The following is a 17,461-nucleotide window of genomic DNA, read 5'->3' on the forward strand; positions in this document are numbered from 1 at the left end:
AGTACCAGTGTTCACAACCTATACCACTGAAGGGAAAAGGAGGCTTGCCTTTGCTGCATATAACCGTTCTTGTTCCGTTTCTTATGGCCCTGATGATAGCGCTTCTACGCGCGAGGGTACGCAAGCTCCATAGAGGATGGCTTGTACTGGCCGCACCGCTGATGTTATTTATCTACTTCTTTACCCGTATTCCGGTCATCAAGGGAGGGGATCTCGGATATGAGACATTGTCATGGATTCCTTCCCTTGGGATTGATCTGGTCTTCCATCTGGATGGATTAAGCCTGCTGTTCGCCTTGTTAATCACGGGAATGGGCACCCTGGTCTTTATCTATTCCATCTTTTATCTGGACAAACGCAAGGAAGAGCTGACTCCATTCTATGTGTATCTGCTGCTGTTCATGGGAGCTATGCTGGGAGTCGTCCTATCCGATAACCTGATGGTGTTATACGGATTCTGGGAGCTTACGAGTGTCTCATCCTTCCTTCTGATTGCCTACTGGCACCGGAGACAGAAATCACGCTACGGCGCGCAAAAGTCGATGCTGATCACTGTCTTCGGCGGTCTGGCGATGTTCGCAGGCTTCCTGATGCTGTATGTGATGACAGGTACCTTCAGCATCCGCGAGATCTGGAGCCAGGTGGGCGACATCAGCGGACAAACGCTTTTCATCCCCGCAATGCTGCTTATTCTGCTGGGTGCCTTCACCAAATCGGCCCAGTTTCCGTTCCACATCTGGCTGCCTGATGCAATGGAAGCGCCGACTCCGGTCAGTGCGTATCTGCATTCAGCAACCATGGTCAAAGCCGGTTTATATCTGGTAGCACGGTTCAGCCCGGTGTTTGCGGGGCAACATGAGTGGTTTTGGATAGTGTCGGGCGTCGGCCTGATCACCTTGATCTATGGATCGATCCAGGCGATGAAGCAGACGGACCTGAAGGCTCTGTTAGCTTATTCTACAATCAGCCAGCTCGGTCTGATTATGGGATTACTCGGCATGGGATCGGCAGCTTCCTTTTATACAGGGGAACAGGCTGTATTCTATACCGCCGCAACAACGGCAGCACTCTTTCATTTAATTAATCATGCCATATTCAAAGGTTCGCTCTTCATGGTGGTCGGAATTGTCGACCATGAGACGAATACCCGTGATCTGCGCAAGCTGGGGGGGCTGGTGTCTCTGATGCCGGTAACCTTCACATTAGCGCTGATCGGCAGCTTCTCAATGGCGGGTCTTCCGCCGTTTGCCGGATTCCTGAGCAAGGAAATGTTCTTCACGGCTGTGCTGAATATCAGACAGCTGGATATCTTCAGCCCCGGGGCCTTCTTTACCATATTCCCGGTGCTGGCGTGGATTGCAAGCATATTTACCTTTGCATACAGCATGATTATGGTCTTCCATACCTTCTTCGGGAAATATCAGCCGGAGAAGCTGGACAAAAAACCGCATGAAGCGCCCTTCGGCCTTCTGCTTCCGCCAGTAATTCTGGCACTGCTGGCCGTGATCACCGGCTTCTTCCCCAACATCCTGTCCAAGACACTGATCGTGCCGGGGATGAATGCCATTCATCCGGAGCTTGCAGCCAGCTCGCCTTTTTACGTCAACATCTATTTCTGGCACGGATTCACCGCCGAGGTCTGGATGACGCTGGGCGTGATCCTCCTCGGGATTATCGTATACCGCGTATATGGCCGGTTCAGCCTTGTGGATAAGGAATGGCGCAGCGGCCTCACGCTGACACAGGTATATGACGGGAGTATCCGGCTCGTGGAGGGACTGTCCCGTGCGGTGACAGGGCTATACATGACCGGTTCGATGCGTCATTATCTGATGTATATTTTCACCCTGATTATCGCCGTAGTAGGCGGTACTATGCTGTATTCGGAGGGCATTACGTTTGGCCAGGGGAGCTACGCTCCAGTCACCTTCTTTGAAGTTGTTGCCGTACTGGTCCTGCTGACCGGTGCGCTCGCCATACCATTCGCGAAGTCCAGAGTCTCGGCGATTCTGCTTACCGGAATGGTCGGTTACATGGTGACGCTATTGTTCATCCTGTTCCGCGCACCCGATCTGGCCCTCACCCAGATGATTGTTGAGGTGGTCTCGGTCACGCTGTTCCTGCTCTGCTTCCGGCATCTGCCGAAGCTGAAGCGGGAGAAGGTCAAGCTGCGGGTCAAGGTGCCGAGGCTGATCATCGCCTTAGGCTTCGGGATCACGATGACGCTGGTGGCGCTGGCCGCGCTAGGCAGCAGTCCGTTCGAGTCTATCTCAACCTACTATGTGGAGAATAGTTACAAGCTTGGCGGCGGCAAGAACATTGTCAATGTGCTGCTGGTGGACTTCCGCGGCTTCGATACCATGTTCGAAATTACGGTGCTGGGTCTGGCGTCGCTGGCCATCTACTCGATGATCAAGCTGCAGCTGGAGCAGGATCATACGCCTGTTCTGACCAGAAACAAACCGGAGGAGAGCACGCGCCGCTATACCCGCAGCAATGATGTATTGCTGCAATCTGTGGCAAAGGTAGCCTTCGTGATCATCATCACGTTCTCCCTGTATTTGTTCTTCGCGGGTCATAATCAGCCGGGCGGCGGCTTTATCGGAGCCTTGATGGCTGCTGCGGCGCTGGTGCTGATCGCGATTGCCTTCGGTACGGAGTTTGTGGAGAAGGTGCTGCCGGTCGATTACCGCAAGTTAATCGCAGTCGGGATTATGATCGCTTTTCTCACCGGAATCGGTTCCTTTGTCTTCGATGCTCCGTTCCTGACCCAGGCCTTCGGTTACTTTGAACTGCCGGTCATGGGCAAGACGGAGCTAACCACGGCGATGCTGTTCGATCTCGGAGTCTACCTCTCGGTGATTGGTGTCACGATGAATATTATCTTTACGATCGGGAGGGATAACTAATGGAGATCCTTATTGCCCTGGCGATCGGTGTCTTGTTTACCGTAGGTGTCTATCTGGTCCTGTCCAAAAGTCTGCTCCGCATCCTGCTCGGGACGACGCTGCTGACTCACGGCGTTCATCTGCTGCTGCTGACGATGGCGGGCCTGAAGACGGGCGCTTCACCTCTGCTTGGCGAGAAGGCGGACAGTTATGTCGATCCGCTGCCGCAGGCGCTTATCCTGACTTCCATTGTAATCAGCTTTGGGGTATCCGCGTTCTTCATCGTTCTGGCCTACCGGGCTTACCGCTCGGCGGGTACGGATGATGTGGAAGGAAGCAAGGGGGAGAGACCATGAACAACCTGCTCGTACTTCCTTTGCTGATCCCGGCCTTTACGGCGGTTATCCTGATTTTTCTCAAGGAACGAATTAAGCTGCAGCGTATCCTCAGTGCCATCAGTGTACTGGTGAACATCGCAGTAGCGCTTATCATTATATACCAGGTCCATACGGATGGGATTCAGACGCTGTATATGGGAGGCTGGATTCCGCCTTACGGCATTGTCTTCGTAGCTGATATGTTCGCAGCGCTGCTCGTCTTGACGGCTGCGGTGGTAGGGGCAGCTTGCCTGTTCTTCTCTTTCGCAAGCATCGGTGAGGAGCGGGAGCGGTTCTACTACTATACATTCTTCCATTTCCTGCTCACCGGTGTGTTCGGCTCGTTCCTGACGGGTGACCTGTTCAACCTGTTTGTCTGCTTCGAGGTGCTGCTGGTTGCCTCCTACGCCATGATTGTTCTGGGTGGAACCCGGATACAGCTGCGGGAGACGCTCAAGTATATCCTTGTCAACGTAATTTCCTCCACCTTGTTCGTAGCGGCGATTGCTTATCTGTACGCGGCGACAGGCACGCTTAATATGGCTCATCTGGCCATCCGTGTGGGAGAGGCCGGGCAGGGCGGAGTCATGAATGTGATTGCCGTACTCCTGCTGCTGGTGTTCTCGCTCAAAGCAGGCCTGCTGCTATTCTTCTGGCTGCCGGATTCGTACAGTGCTCCTCCGCAGGCGGTAAGGGCATTGTTCGGCGCACTGCTTACCAAGGTGGGGCTGTATGCCATCACCAGAACGTTCTCACTGATTTTTGTCCATGATATGGGCCTGACCCATTCGCTGATCGGCTGGATGGCAGGGGCCACTATGATTCTTGGAGCCATAGGGGCACTCGCCTATAATGATCTAAGCCGGATCTTTAATTATAATATTGTCATCAGTGTAGGCTTCATCGCTTTCGGTATCTCTGTGGCTACCCAGGATTCGCTGAGCGGGGTCGTATTCTATCTGATGCACGATATGGTTGCCAAGGCACTGCTGTTCTTCCTGGGCGGGCTGATTGTCGCAGCTTCGGGGACGGAGCAGCTGAGGATGATGGGCGGTCTGATCCGCCGGTATCCGTGGACGGGCTGGATGTTCTTCGTCCTGACGCTGGCGCTGGTCGGCGTCCCTCCGCTGAGCGGTTTTGCCGGGAAGGTCATGATGGTCCGCAGCGGCTTCGGAGAGCAGCATACCGCGCTTGCGCTTATCGCTCTGGCTTCTAGCTTCGTCGTCTTGTATTCGCTGATCAAAGTCTTCCAGCAGGTATTCTGGGGAGGCGAGAAGAGCGATGAAGAAATCCGTCCTCTGCGCTACAAAGCTATGATGGTACCGGCTGCGGCGCTGTTTGTGCTCGTCATCCTGATGGGCATCGGCGCCGAGTGGGTGAACGGCTATGTGGGGCAGGCCGGCGCAGTCCTCGCTGATCCGGCAGCGTACATTAATGCTGTCATAAGGAGTAGATGAAGATGGCCTTTCAAATATTATTGAATCTCATGATCGCCTTCCTGTGGATGTTCCTGAATAATGACTGGACGGCCTCCGGCTTCATCATCGGTTATGTGCTGGGGGTGGCCGTGCTGGTGGTTATGCGGCGCTTCTTCGACGGACGGCTATATCTGGGCAAAATATGGGCGATTCTGAAGCTGGTGGCCTTGCTGCTGCGGGAGCTGGTGGCATCCAGTTATGTAGTGGTGAAGGCGGTTCTTCGCCCGAATCTCAATATTCGCCCGGCTATCCTGATGTACCATACGGAGCTGGAATCGGACTGGGAGGTGGCGGTGCTGATTACTATGCTCTGCCTTACGCCGGGTTCCGTCGTGCTGGAGGTGTCCAAAGACAACCGGACCTTATACATTCATGCCATGGACATACAGGATGTGAAGCAGTTCGATGCGAATATCCGTAATACCTTTGAACGCGCGATTCTGGAGGTGACCCGTTCATGATTCAATCGATTCTTATGGTGGCGCTGTCGATCATGGTCATCTCCATTGCTATCTGTGCCTGGAGGCTGGTCAAGGGGCCGTCACTGCCTGACCGGGTAGCCGCACTCGATACCATCGGTATCAATCTGCTGGCGATGGTCGCCGTCCTCTCGGTCCTGTTCAAGACGCAAGCCTATATAGAATATATTCTGCTGATTGGAATCCTCTCTTTTATCGGGACGATGGCCTTGGCCAGATATATCGAAAGGGGGGTGGTGTTTGAACATGGACCTGATCAAGACGGTCATTGAGTATGTGTTTGTCTTGCTGATTCTGACCGGAGCCTTGCTTAGCGCAGTCAGCTCTGTAGGTCTGATCCGCTTGCCCGATGTCTACTTAAGATCACATGCCGCCGCCAAAAGTGCTACGCTCGGTGTGCTCTGTGTACTCAGCGGCGCATTCCTCTATTTCGCCTTCTTCCTCGATTTCATCAGTGCGAAGCTGCTGCTCGGAATCGTGTTCGTATTCATGACTTCTCCGCTCTCCGCTCATCTGACCGGCCGGGCGGCTTACCGCTCCGGTGTTCCGCTCTGGAGCCGCCGCGTCCAGGATGATCTCAAGGAGGCGCTGGAAAAGGAGCAGGAACAGGTGAAGACCGATTCATCCTCATCATAGATTAGTATAAAAGCACAAACAGGGATGCCCAACGGCCGTAATTGGTCCGAGGGGCATCCCTGTTTGCTTACTGCTGAGCTTGCTGCGGAACAGTGTCTTTGTATGCCGTCTGTCTGCGGTACAGGTGCAGAAGCACATACGAGGCAACGAACGCTGCGGTTACCAGCCACAGCGGAATTCTCGGGTCGAGCTTGTATGCCCAGCCTCCGATAATACCCGCAGGTGCGGTGAATACCAGGATCAGGACCGACAGCATGGAGAACACCTTGGCCCGCTTCTCATCATCAATGGCGTTCTGCACGGCTGCCTCCAGATAAGGAGAGCTGATCATCAGGCCTACGGCTGCCAGAATGGTGCTCAGCCCGATCCAGATGAAGCTCGCTGATGGGTATAGAACCAGCATGGCATTCGACAGAGCAGATAAACCGAAGCCTGCCATCATGGCTCGGCTTTCGCTCTGATCCGGGATTCTGGGCATCAAGAGCCACAGGGTCAGCAGCATGATGACAGAGGACACCGCCGGAAACATAGACAGGATGCCGCTGTCCAGCTGGATGTAATCTGCCAGATAGAGGTACAGGTAGGTGCTTTTCAGCGTAGCCTGGAAGTTGAACAGAATGTATACGCCGAAGATCAGCAGCAGATTGCGCTCAGCCCCCAAATCACGGAAGGCGCCGCCGTATTCAATCATACTCTCTCTAAGGCCGAGCTCCCGGGTCTCCTGCCTTTTGCGGATGCCTGCCTCGGTCTCCCGGGTAGTCAGATGACGGCCCACGAACTGGAAGGTCATGAAGAGGAAGCCCAGCACGTACATGATTCTCATGCCCGTGACCATTCCATACTGGTGGACAAGCAGACCGCCCAGCGGTGCGAACAGGCCTCCGATCACCCCGATGATCTGCAGTAATGTGAATACATAGGTCCGGTCAGAGGGTCGGGTATCTTCAACTATCAGGCAGTAAAAGGCGATATGCGGCACACGCTGGAAGCCGTTAATCACTGCAGCTGCGGCGAAAAACCACAGGTTCTGTGAGAAGGCCCATAACAAGGTGGCGAGGCTCCAGCTAAGCAGGTCAAAGTACAGAATAGCTCTTTTGCGTCCTAGCCGGTCTGTTAAGTATCCGCTGAGCAAAGAGGAGAATACCTGTACTAAGAGTCCGATGGTTGTTATCCAGCCGATGTTCAGCTCGGTCAATCCAAGCTCATACATGTACAGGGTGGCATAGGTAGAGAACATGCTGTAGGGAATCAGGAAAAAAGGCTCAAAGGTCAAGCAGCCCCGGCTGTTTCCCTCCAGCCGCGGAAAGAAAGGTTTTGCCATGATGAAATCCTCCAGGGAACCGTTTCAGGTCAGGTTATTTTCCATAATGGAATAGATGCTTTCTATATTGGAATTGTTTGTATGGCGACGGCGCGTTTAGAATGTAATCATACCTTGGCGCCTTAGGTACATTTTATTTCCGAAGAAGAATGTGAAATTTGTTACAATACAAGTTCAGGATGATGATTGAATTACATAGTCCATAAATGCCGTGACGCTGTCTGTATTCTGTTTATTCTTGGGATTCACCATGGCAAACGAGCTAAGAACCGGATCGGCCAGCGGCACGATGCTAAGCTTGGGATGATCCACATAACGGGCAACCTGATTCATCAGCAGGGTTACGCCGAGATTCTCGGCGACGAGCTCCATAATGGTCTCAATCCGGCTGTTGGTGAAGAGTACCTCAGGCGTGAAGCCGGCCTTGCGGCACTCTTCCACACAGGTAGTATAAATACCCGAAACCGAGTTCAGCAGAATGAATTTGTCGGTCTGCACCCGGGCCAGCTCCACGGAGGCTTGATCTGCCAGGGGATGATCCTTGGAGACTACCAGCACTAAGAAGTCATCCACCAGCGGATGAACCTCAGCGATGCCCTCCGGAATATAGTTAGTGCGCATGAATGCTACATCCACCTCGCCATTGTGGAGCATGGATACAATGATATCATTTTCTTTTTCAATCAGATGCAATTTGATATGCGGATACATTCCTGTAAACCCGGCTATGATTGAAGTCATGCCATATTGTGACATCACGGGAATGGTTGCAATGGATATATGGCCTGTTTCGAGCAGCTCATGCTTCTTCATGTTCGACATCATCTCATTGTAATTGGCCAGAATCTTCTCGGCATATAATACGAACTCTTCTCCGGCAGGCGTCAGGCTGATCGTCCGTGTCCTTCGGTCGAACAGCAGGGTGTTCAGCTCGCCTTCCAGGGATTTGATCTGTTTGGATATCGCGGATTGGGTGATGCACAGCTCATCCGCTGCGTTGGAGAAGCTCAGGTATTTACGAATTGTCAAAAAATATTGAAGCTGTGCAATAGTCATGAGTGATCATCCTATCTGAAGGTATAGTGGGTTCTGAAGTATAGTGGCGTATCGCGACCTTTATATATTAACAAAAATGGTTCCAAGAAGGAGTACAAATGAGAAAAAAGAATGTAAAGAAGATGCTGTCGGTTATGCTGTTGGTGTCATTGGTGATCTTATCTGTGGCAGGATGTTCAGGTACAAAAAATGAAGATAGTTCTAAAGATGCCGGGGGCATCACCTATAAGGCCGGAACCTATACAGGATCTGCGGACGGGAAAAACGGTGCGGTGCAGGTGGAAGTTACCTTCTCGGAGCATGCCATCGACGCTGTGAAGGTAGTGAATTTCAAGGAGACCGAAGGGGTCAGTGACGCATCCGTTACCAAGATTCCGAAGGCTATTGTCGATAACCAGTCCTTGAAGATTGATGCCGTCTCCGGGGCAACCGTCACCAGTGATGCGATCCTGGCCGCCGTCGCCGATTGCGTAACCCAAGCCGGTGTAGATCCGCTGGTTCTGAACAATGATGTGAAGAAAGTGGAATCGACCGAGGTAGAGGACTTGACGACAGATGTAGTCGTCATCGGCGGCGGAGCAGCAGGCATGTCCGCTTCCCTGCGTGCAGATGAGCTTGGACTGAAGACCATCCTGCTGGAGAAAATGACTTACATCGGCGGGGCCATCTCGATTAGCGGCGGCAATCAGGTGGTTGGACTCTCCAAGCTTCAGCAAGATGCTGGAGTTACCGATGACAGTGCCGACAGCATCGTGACGGATTTCCTTGCCAACGGGGGCAATAAGAACGTTGCCGAGTTATTGAAGCTGTTCGCAGCCAACGTCGGGCAGACTACCGACTGGCTGAATCAATATGTGGGGATTAAATACGATATGGCAGGCGGACTGCATAAGCTGGCAGAGTACAGTCATGACCGGGAGCTTGCCTACGATCAAGGCGGACCCGGATTCGCCAAGCAGGCCCGCCAGAAGGTCGAAGAGTCGGGTGTGGAACTGTACCTGGAGACCAGAGCAGATAAGCTGGTTACAGATGATAGCGGAGCTGTTACAGGTGTCGTTGCCAAAGACGGCACCGGGAAGACCTACAATATTACAGCTAAGGCAGTGATTATGGCTACCGGAGGTTATGGTAATAATAAAGACCTGCTCTCCGATCAGTTAAAGACCGCTCTATACTATGGTCCGACCTCCTCGACTGGAGATGGAATTGTAATGGCCAAGGGTGAAGGCATCGATGCCGCAACCCGCCTGATGGAGTACGGGAAACGTTACCCCAATGGAGTTGAGGTATCTGAGGGAATTGCGAAATCTACCATTGTCGGCAATATCGCTGCATTCAAAAAGAGCGGAATTCTGGTGAATAGTGCCGGAGATAGAGTAGTGAATGAGAAATCCAGTAATCGCAGCATTCTGGAAGTGGAACTTACGCAACAGAATCAGATGCTATACTTGCTGATGGATCAGGCAACCTTCGATGTGTTCAAGACCAGTCTGGGCGAAGCAGGAATCTCACAGGGTGATATTGAGACATGGCTGAAGAACAATGGTTCATCTAAGCCGTATTTCTTCCATGCCGAGACGGCTGAAGCGCTGGCAACGGCTGCCGGAATGGATGCTGGTACGCTGCAGAACACCATCAACCGCTATAACGGCTTCGTTAAGGTTGGCAAGGATGAGGACTTCGGGCGTTCAGCGGATTACATGAAGGAAACCATTGGATCAGGCCCTTATTATCTGGTAGAGCAGAAACCGCGTTTCGCTACAACCATGGGGGGACTGGTTGTGAATGCGGACTTTGAAGTCCTGAACACGAGCAGCCAGATTATCTCCGGACTCTATGCAGCAGGCGAGGTTGTTGGCGGTGTCATGGGAGATGACTCCCCCTCTGGCGCCAATAATGCCTGGGCATTGACCTCCGGGAAGCTGTCAGCAGAGGCAGTGGTTGATAAGCTTAAATAAGCCCGGCTGTCCCTATAGTGGAAAAGACCAAGGTGCCATGAGATAATATGTTATCCGAAAATTAGATAAGGTGGTTAACATGTTTATCATCATTGGGCTAGTATTCATTGCTTTATACGCGTTAATTGTCTTCTATATTGGCTGGAGCGGCTGGGGCTGGATCAAGCCGGTCGTCTCCGGACGGTTCAGGCTGTTCTACATCATTGCGCTGATCTTCCTGGCCAGCTCGCTGATCCTCTCCAGAGTGGTGGCGGGGTCAGCGGTCTTAAGCGTCATTGGCAGTTACTGGCTGGCCGTATTCAGCCTGCTGCTCATGCTGCTGCCGCTAGTGCACCTTATGGTCTGGCTCACGAAGCTGGTCAGGCTGCCACGCCGTGCCGTTCAGAAGTGGTCCGGTATTCTAACGCTGGTTGCGCTGGTGAGCCTGCTCGGGTATGGAAGCTATAATGCATACAGCCCGGTTGTGCGTTCCTACGAGGTACAGATTGACAAGCCGGGTCCGGCCAGCGGTAAGCTTCATATCGTGATGGCTTCGGATATGCATTTCGGGTATTTATCCGGCAAACGCCATGCGGAGCGGATGGTACAGGAGATTAACGCCTTGCACCCCGATCTAATATTGCTCCCGGGCGATATCGTGGATGATGATGTCAGGCCGTATAAGGAGAAGGGACTCGGCGCTGTGCTGGCGAAGCTTGAAGCTCCGCTCGGAGTGTATGCTTCCCTGGGGAATCATGACCGGTTCAAGGGCGGGACGGAGGAGATCATCAGCCTGCTGAAGGAGAGCGGGATGCAGGTGCTCTATGATGAAGACGTCGAGGTGGGCGGCTGGCTGACGCTGATTGGACGGAAGGACTACAGCGATAAGGAGCGGGCCAAGCTGGCTGATCTGACCAAGGACATAGATCATTCCAAGCCGGTGTTCATGCTGGAGCATCAGCCGGTGGAGTTCGGGATTGCGCAGGAGCAGGGTGTAGATCTGATGGTCTCCGGCCATACCCACCGCGGGCAGATCGCGCCAGCCAACCTGATCACTTCCAGAGTGTTCGAGAATGACTGGGGCTATCTGCAGAAGGGGCAGCTTCATACCATCGTGTCTTCAGGCTATGGCTTCTGGGGTCCGCCGATCCGCATCGGGTCGCGCTCGGAGGTAGTGTCCATTCAAGTGCAGTTTTCTAACGTAGACCAGTAAGTTGACAGGGCTGACCCGAGACGGGTTAGCTCTTTTTTTTGATAAAGATTTACAAATACCTGTAGATCTGATATATTGTACTGGTACAATAAGTACACTGTTCACGCAAGGAGGCAGCGTGTGGAGATCATCATCAGTAGTAACAGGAACAAGCCCATTTATGAGCAGATCACCTCGCAGATCAAAGGCAAGATTATGAGCGGAGAGCTTCAGGCAGGAGATCCCATACCTTCGATGCGTGCCTTGGCCAAATCCATTCAAGTCAGTGTCATCACCGTACAGAAGGCGTATGAGGATTTACAGCGAGACGGCTTCATTGAGACTACGGTTGGCCGGGGGAGCTTCGTTTCCGCCGTGAGCCAGGCCCTGTTTCAGGAAGAGCAGCAGAAGCAAGTGGAGGAGCATCTCATCGCAGCAGCCGAGCTCGCCCGTGCAGGCGGAATCACACTAGAACAGATAGTAGATATGCTCACTATCTTGTATACGGAGGGAAACCATGAATCTTAGTTTGGAAATCACCGGACTGACCAAGTCATATGCCGACTCCGGCTTTATGCTGGACAATGTATCATTAGCAATTCCCAGCGGAACCATTATGGGGTTCGTGGGTGAGAATGGAGCAGGGAAGACGACAACAATCAAATCTATTCTGAACACGGTTCATAAGGGCAGCGGGACGATCCGGCTGTTAGGCCAGGAGATGACGGATAGGGATACTGCTTTACGCGAAGACATCGGGGTTGTGCTTGATTCAGCTAATTTCTCGACGATATTGACCCCCGGCAAGCTTGCTAAGGTGATGCGCGGAATCTACCGGCAATGGGATCAGGAGCTCTATGTGAGGCTTACGGACAAGTTCGCTCTGCCCATGAATAGGAAGATCAAGGAATTCTCCCGGGGCATGACGATGAAGCTTGCCATAGCCGCCGCCATGTCGCACCATCCCAAGCTGCTGATTCTGGATGAGGCTACCTCAGGGCTGGACCCGGTAACCAGAGAGGAGATTCTGGAGGTATTCCTGGAGTTCGTTGAGGACGAGCATCACGCCATACTGATGTCTTCCCATATCACAAGCGATCTGGAGAAGATCGCCGATTATATTACCTTTATTCATCAAGGGAAGATCATTCTGACTGCGATGAAAGATGAGCTGATCTATGACTACGGCGTGGCCCGCTGCACCAGCGACCAGTTCCGGCGTATTGCTGAAGGTGACAGGCTGGCTTACCGGGTGAAGGAGCATCAGACCGATGTGCTGGTGAAGGACAGAAGAGGCTTCGGGCAACAATACAGCGGGATTACGGTGGATCAGGTATCCATTGATGAAATTCTGCTGCTTCTGGTAAAGGGGGAGAACTAATATGCGAGGGCTGCTGTTAAATAATTATTACTCACTGCAAAATAACATCAAATCCTCCCTCGGCATTGCGCTGCTTCTGTCGCTGGTTTCCTTTGCCGGGGTGGATCACAGTGTACTGAATGCAGTCATCGCGGCGCAGATTTGGATTTTTGTGTTGAGCATCGGGGCCTCCCTGCAGATGGATGAGGCTTCTAAATGGAACCGGTTTGAACTCACCATGCCGATCAGAAGGAGAACAGTGATCCATGCGAAGTACCTGTCCTTCCTGATGTTAATGCTCATGGGCACCGCTGTAAGTCTGGTTACTCTGGCATTAACCTATGTAAGCAAGGGAGACATAGCACATTTGAACCTGTCCACCGGGTATACCTTCGGTTTATCTTTATCTATCTCCACCCTGGCGATCTATTATCCGGTCATTCTTAAATTCGGTGTGGAAAAAAGCGAGCAGATGGTGATGATATCGGCAGGGCTAGCGGTGGGCCTTCGTTTCCTGGTGTGGATGCTGCTGAACCTGTATATGGACGATGTGAACTATAATGGTCCTGAGACCGGGTATGCCACCCTGCTCCTTGCTGTTCTCCTGTTCGCGGTGTCCTATCTGATTTCCGTGCGGATTCACCGGAATAAAGAATTCTGATCCTGCTGTAAGCCGGTGGCTTCCTCAGCTTTGCCGGCTCCGCATGATCTCCTTGTAGACTTCGATGGCGTATGCCCGGGACCGCTTCAGATCCACAATGGCATCTTCGGCGGGCAGGTGAATGTCCTTATCAGACCAGTCCGCGCGTTCCGGCAGCCAGGTACGAATATAGCTGCCGCCCGGATCATGGGTCTGGGATTGGGTGACCGGATTCATCACCCGGAAATAGGGAGAGGCATCGAAGCCGAGCGAAGAGCTCCACAGCCAGCCGCCACGGTTCTGGGCGTTGTCGTAATCGCTTAGCTTCAGCCGGAAATAACGCTCGCCATAGATGAAGGGACAGCCCAGATTCTTCGTCAGGAACATGGCCGTTATCATCCGCAGCCGGTTAGGCATCCAGCCGGTTGCGTTCAACTGGCGCATAGCTGCATCGATGACCGGAATGCCGCTCCTGCCCTGAGCCCAGGCCTCGAAGTGCTGTGTCCCCAGCACAGAGAGATCATATACATTCTCATAATTGAAGAAATCCCGGTCCAGCCGTGCTTGACCCAGATAGAAATCCCTCCAGGCTAACTGTCTCAGCCAATCTTCGCCGATACCCTCTTCTTCAGTAAGTCTGCTATATAGTTTCCGTGCCGAGATCGCTCCCGTATTCAAATGCCTGCTGATCCGGCTGGTGCGTTCATGTGCGTAATGATCCCGGTTGATCTTGTAATCCTGCAGGTCCGCGTGAAGGAAACTCTCGAGCACATGATCCGGGTTCATCTGCTCTGCAGCGGGAGCCAGCACTGTAAGCTCCCGGGCAATCGCTTCGGGAAGCTGGAAGGCGTCTGCGAGCTGCGGGTGAAGAGCAACGGTTCGCAGACTACTTAGCCCGGCAGCGTACGGTGGCTGGAACCGCTGCGCGAGAAAAGTACGCCAGCGGCGGTAGAAGGGAGTAAACACCTTGAACGGCTCACTCCGGCCGCACCAGTCCATGAATGCTTCCAGATCACAGAGCATGCTGTCATGCCGGGCATGGAACCGGAGGTTCAGCGCATAGGCGGTATCCTGCAGCAGCCGGTCTCTGGTGAGCGCATAAGGGGTATAATCCGCATGGATGCTGACTTCCTGGATAGGATGTACCCCGGCCAGACGCTGTAAGACCGCCTCCGGCTCTCCATATAGGAGATGTAGCAGCTTACCTTGTTTCGCATATTCCTGCTGAAGACGGGCAACATGCTGAAGGAAATTCTGTCCGCTATGCTCCAGATAACGCTTATTCCGGAGCAGGAACGGCTCCAGTATTAATACATGCAGCGAGTCTTCCTGCGCCGAAGCTATGGCATCGAAGGCCGGCAGATCAGAAGTCCGCAGGTCCTTGCGGTGTATGAATAGAATCATAGATGTAGTTCCTTTCCGATGCAGGTGTGATCTGTTAAATTCTAAACGGTATGGCAGGCAGATACAACTGGGTTAACCCCTGCATATGGTGAAGGTTCATGGGATCAACTACTCCAAAATAAGGGAGCTGCCACTTCTGTGTTGCTAAAGCCTGCTTATTGGTTACGGTATCCCAGGCTGGATATACCCGTATCGCCATTTTTCCCGGTGTATGATCGGTTGCCAGCACGCCATGCATTTTCAGCAGGTCCTTCGGAAAGACAAACTGTCCAAGCGCCCCGTTGACGGGATGGAAGGTATTGATGACCAGCAAATCAGGGGCATCGGCATAGGAGAAGGCCTGGTTTTTACGCCCGACATTTTTTTCCCACATCGCGACAAATTGACCGGTCTTCGTGGGGGTGATTTTGGCAACCCGAAACCGGACGGAAAGATCACCCAGTTGAAATAGACCGGCTCCATATTCGGCGTTCTGTGTTTCTTCACGTATGGAAGCGACAGTTAAGCGGGCCGGTGCGTACAATGCTTCATTTATATAAGCTAACGTGGTATGAAATTTATTCATAGTCTGTCCCTTCTTCCATAGAGATGCTGATGCTGTTTCTACTATAGATACTATCAGGGAAATCGGCCTGAAGGAAATTTTCCGGTAGTCGGTCAGGTTTTTTGTTAGAATTAGGAAGGCAACAGCAACAGGATTTTACTCGACTAAAGGAGAGGTCTTATTTGTTGAAAAGAACGTTCACAATCATACTCTCGGCACTATTGCTGCTATCGGGCGGTATTACAGCATTTGCCGCAGAGCAAGGCAGCACTGGAGCAGGTGGAGCTACCCCATCCGGCATTCCGCTGACCGGGCTGGAAGCTTTTGTAGACGATTATGTAAAAGAATACATAGGAACGCAGACCGTAGGCGCTTCCGTTGTGATGGTGAAGGATGGACAGGTCGTGCTGTCCAAGGGGTACGGCTTCGCCGACGTGGAACAACAGAGCCCTGTCTCCCCGGATACGGTCATGGAATGGGGCTCTATCAGCAAGCTCGCCGTATGGACATCCGTAATGCAACTGGCTGAGCAGGGCAAACTGGATCTGAATGAAGATATCCGTAAGCTTTTGCCGGAGCATTTCCTGACCAAGCTGGAGTATGACGAGCCGATCACCATGCTGCATCTGATGAACCACAATGCCGGATTTGAAGAGTATATGTTCGATATGGCTTACCAGTCGCCTGAGGAAGTGCGGTCACTGGAAGAAGGTCTGAGGCTGGCTCAGCCGGCACAGATCTACAGACCGGGAGAGGTAGTCGCTTATTCGAACTACGGCAACTCACTGGCTGCCTATATTGTGGAGAGAATCAGCGGGCAGCCTTATCATGAATACGTCCAGCAGCATATTTTTGAGCCGCTGGGCATGAAGCATTCCATTGCTTATTCCGTGGTGGAAGACCGCCCGGAACTGCTGAAGCTCAAGGCCAAAGGGTATTTCTTCGCCGGACAAGGCTCCTTCAAACAAGGCTCATGGAATTATATGTCCATGTACCCGAACGGCGGAAATAACGGGACTGCGGAGGATCTGGCCAAGTTCGCCATGGCCTTCATGCCCGCAGCCGGAGAGCAATCCCCGCTGTTTCAGAAGTCCGGTACGCTTGGTACGATGCTGACCCGGAGTCATTCTGCTGCAGAAGGCATGCCGGGCATCGCCCACGGGTTCTGGGAGTATCCCGGGGCACACCGGACGCTGGGACATGGCGGGAACACGATTGCTTTTGCCACCAACCTTATGCTTGTGCCTGAAGACCGGTTTGCAGTCGTGATTATGACGAACCAGGCGGGCGAATCCCACATTGTACATGGTCTGACCAAAGCGGTAGTGGGGCAGAGAGCGCAGACGGAGGCAGCGGTTCTGCCGGACGTGTCAGAGGTGGAAGGCCGATTCGTCGCGGCGCGCCGTCCCGGCCATGGCTTCATGAAGCTGTTCCCATATCTGACGATGATGAAGCTTGAGCCTCAGGGAGCAGATCAGCTTAAGGTGTCACTTGCCGGGATGAGCGGAAGCTATAAGCAGGTTGAGCCGTACCTCTATGAGAAGACGGGCGGGGATTCAGGACTGGATGCCTGGCCGATGCTGTATGCCACAATGAAGGACGGGAAGGTAGAGGCTGTCTCGGTGTACACCTCCGATTATCTGCCGCTGTCTCCGGGCCGGTCCATGCCGTTACTAATTCTAAGTGCAGCACTTGCAGCGCTGGCTATCGTCTATTTTGTTATTGCTCCGTTCGTGTGGCTGGTACAGATGCTATTACGCAAAAGGAGAGCACAGCGTAACCGTCCTGCACCCCGATCCGCCAACCGGAAGCTGACGGCCGGACTGACCTTAACCGGTACCGGTCTGGTGGTGAACAATCTGGTGCTGGCCTTACGGATGCTTAGCAACAATGAACGTGCCTATGCGGAGGTGTATCCGCAGATTATAGTGAATATTGGGCTAACCGGACTGGCTGCACTGCTTATCGCTGCGCTGTTTCTAACCAGGAAGAGGCACCTGACTCCGTCGCCTGCTTCAACGGCCCGTTATCCTTGGTCTGTCATCGTGCCCATGGTGATGATGGCAATTCTGCTGGCCCAGCTTGTATTCTGGGAGTTCTACAGTTAAGTAGCATTCAAGTAGGTGATTGTATTTCCTGCAATAGAAAA

At 52.9% G+C, this 17,461-nt stretch carries 16 protein-coding genes; 12 read left to right on the forward strand and 4 right to left on the reverse strand.

Annotated features, from left to right (window positions below; all coding sequences use genetic code 11):
* Positions 1-44 precede the first annotated feature (44 nt).
* Genes NST26_RS14035 through mnhG form a run of 6 tightly spaced genes read left to right on the forward strand, consistent with a single transcriptional unit; the run spans position 45 to position 5,858 of the window.
* Complete coding sequence (locus tag NST26_RS14035) at positions 45-2,909, forward strand: Na+/H+ antiporter subunit A (RefSeq protein WP_340953321.1); 2,865 nt, start codon at positions 45-47, stop codon at positions 2,907-2,909.
* Entirely contained in the window at positions 2,909-3,244 is a 336-nt protein-coding gene (locus tag NST26_RS14040; RefSeq protein ID WP_036729053.1) for a Na(+)/H(+) antiporter subunit C, read from the forward strand. The genes NST26_RS14035 and NST26_RS14040 overlap by 1 nt, the downstream gene beginning before the upstream one ends.
* Positions 3,241-4,722 (forward strand): Na+/H+ antiporter subunit D, encoded by a 1,482-nt coding sequence (locus NST26_RS14045; protein WP_340953320.1) that lies wholly within the window; start codon positions 3,241-3,243, stop codon positions 4,720-4,722. The genes NST26_RS14040 and NST26_RS14045 overlap by 4 nt, the downstream gene beginning before the upstream one ends.
* 2 nt (positions 4,723-4,724) lie before the next feature.
* Complete coding sequence (locus NST26_RS14050) at positions 4,725-5,204, forward strand: Na+/H+ antiporter subunit E (protein WP_209873388.1); 480 nt, start codon at positions 4,725-4,727, stop codon at positions 5,202-5,204.
* The gene (locus NST26_RS14055) at positions 5,201-5,494 is read left to right on the forward strand and encodes a Na(+)/H(+) antiporter subunit F1 (protein WP_209873390.1); all 294 of its coding nucleotides are present in this window, start codon (positions 5,201-5,203) and stop codon (positions 5,492-5,494) included. The genes NST26_RS14050 and NST26_RS14055 overlap by 4 nt, the downstream gene beginning before the upstream one ends.
* Positions 5,469-5,858: a monovalent cation/H(+) antiporter subunit G gene (gene mnhG, locus NST26_RS14060; RefSeq protein WP_076077665.1), complete on the forward strand. Its 390-nt coding sequence runs from the start codon at positions 5,469-5,471 to the stop codon at positions 5,856-5,858. Before NST26_RS14055 ends, mnhG begins: the two co-directional genes overlap by 26 nt.
* 67 nt (positions 5,859-5,925) lie before the next feature.
* On the opposite strand, the gene NST26_RS14065 is transcribed toward mnhG, so the two are convergent.
* A complete protein-coding gene (locus NST26_RS14065) occupies positions 5,926-7,179 on the reverse strand; it encodes an MFS transporter (RefSeq protein WP_340953318.1) in 1,254 nt (417 codons plus the stop codon).
* Between the two features lie 174 nt (positions 7,180-7,353).
* A complete protein-coding gene (locus tag NST26_RS14070) occupies positions 7,354-8,235 on the reverse strand; it encodes a LysR family transcriptional regulator (protein ID WP_340953316.1) in 882 nt (293 codons plus the stop codon).
* A 98-nt stretch (positions 8,236-8,333) separates the two neighbouring features.
* On the opposite strand from NST26_RS14070, the gene NST26_RS14075 reads away from it, so the two are divergent.
* The 5 genes from NST26_RS14075 to NST26_RS14095 all read left to right on the forward strand — a co-directional run bounded on the left by NST26_RS14075 (position 8,334) and on the right by NST26_RS14095 (position 13,385).
* Entirely contained in the window at positions 8,334-10,193 is a 1,860-nt protein-coding gene (locus NST26_RS14075; protein ID WP_340953315.1) for an FAD-dependent oxidoreductase, read from the forward strand.
* Positions 10,194-10,272: 79 nt separating this feature from the next.
* On the forward strand, positions 10,273-11,385 hold the full coding sequence (locus NST26_RS14080; RefSeq protein ID WP_340953314.1) for a metallophosphoesterase: 1,113 nt from the start codon (positions 10,273-10,275) through the stop codon (positions 11,383-11,385).
* A 120-nt stretch (positions 11,386-11,505) separates the two neighbouring features.
* Positions 11,506-11,892, forward strand: coding sequence for a GntR family transcriptional regulator (locus NST26_RS14085; protein WP_339314006.1), 387 nt, complete (start codon positions 11,506-11,508; stop codon positions 11,890-11,892).
* Positions 11,882-12,745 (forward strand): ABC transporter ATP-binding protein, encoded by an 864-nt coding sequence (locus NST26_RS14090; RefSeq protein WP_340953313.1) that lies wholly within the window; start codon positions 11,882-11,884, stop codon positions 12,743-12,745. Before NST26_RS14085 ends, NST26_RS14090 begins: the two co-directional genes overlap by 11 nt.
* A 1-nt stretch (position 12,746) precedes the next feature.
* Entirely contained in the window at positions 12,747-13,385 is a 639-nt protein-coding gene (locus tag NST26_RS14095) for an ABC-2 transporter permease (protein ID WP_340953312.1), read from the forward strand.
* A 24-nt stretch (positions 13,386-13,409) separates the two neighbouring features.
* On the opposite strand, the gene NST26_RS14100 is transcribed toward NST26_RS14095, so the two are convergent.
* Both NST26_RS14100 and NST26_RS14105 read right to left on the reverse strand, forming a co-directional pair.
* Entirely contained in the window at positions 13,410-14,768 is a 1,359-nt protein-coding gene (locus NST26_RS14100) for a cryptochrome/photolyase family protein (protein ID WP_340979280.1), read from the reverse strand.
* A 34-nt stretch (positions 14,769-14,802) separates the two neighbouring features.
* Positions 14,803-15,333, reverse strand: coding sequence for a MepB family protein (locus NST26_RS14105; protein WP_339256288.1), 531 nt, complete (start codon positions 15,331-15,333; stop codon positions 14,803-14,805).
* 161 nt (positions 15,334-15,494) lie between these two features.
* On the opposite strand from NST26_RS14105, the gene NST26_RS14110 reads away from it, so the two are divergent.
* Positions 15,495-17,420, forward strand: coding sequence for a serine hydrolase domain-containing protein (locus NST26_RS14110; RefSeq protein ID WP_339256289.1), 1,926 nt, complete (start codon positions 15,495-15,497; stop codon positions 17,418-17,420).
* Positions 17,421-17,461 lie beyond the last annotated feature (41 nt).

This window comes from Paenibacillus sp. FSL R7-0128 (assembly GCF_038002245.1).
Taxonomy (GTDB): Bacteria; Bacillota; Bacilli; order Paenibacillales; family Paenibacillaceae; genus Paenibacillus_AQ; species Paenibacillus_AQ silagei.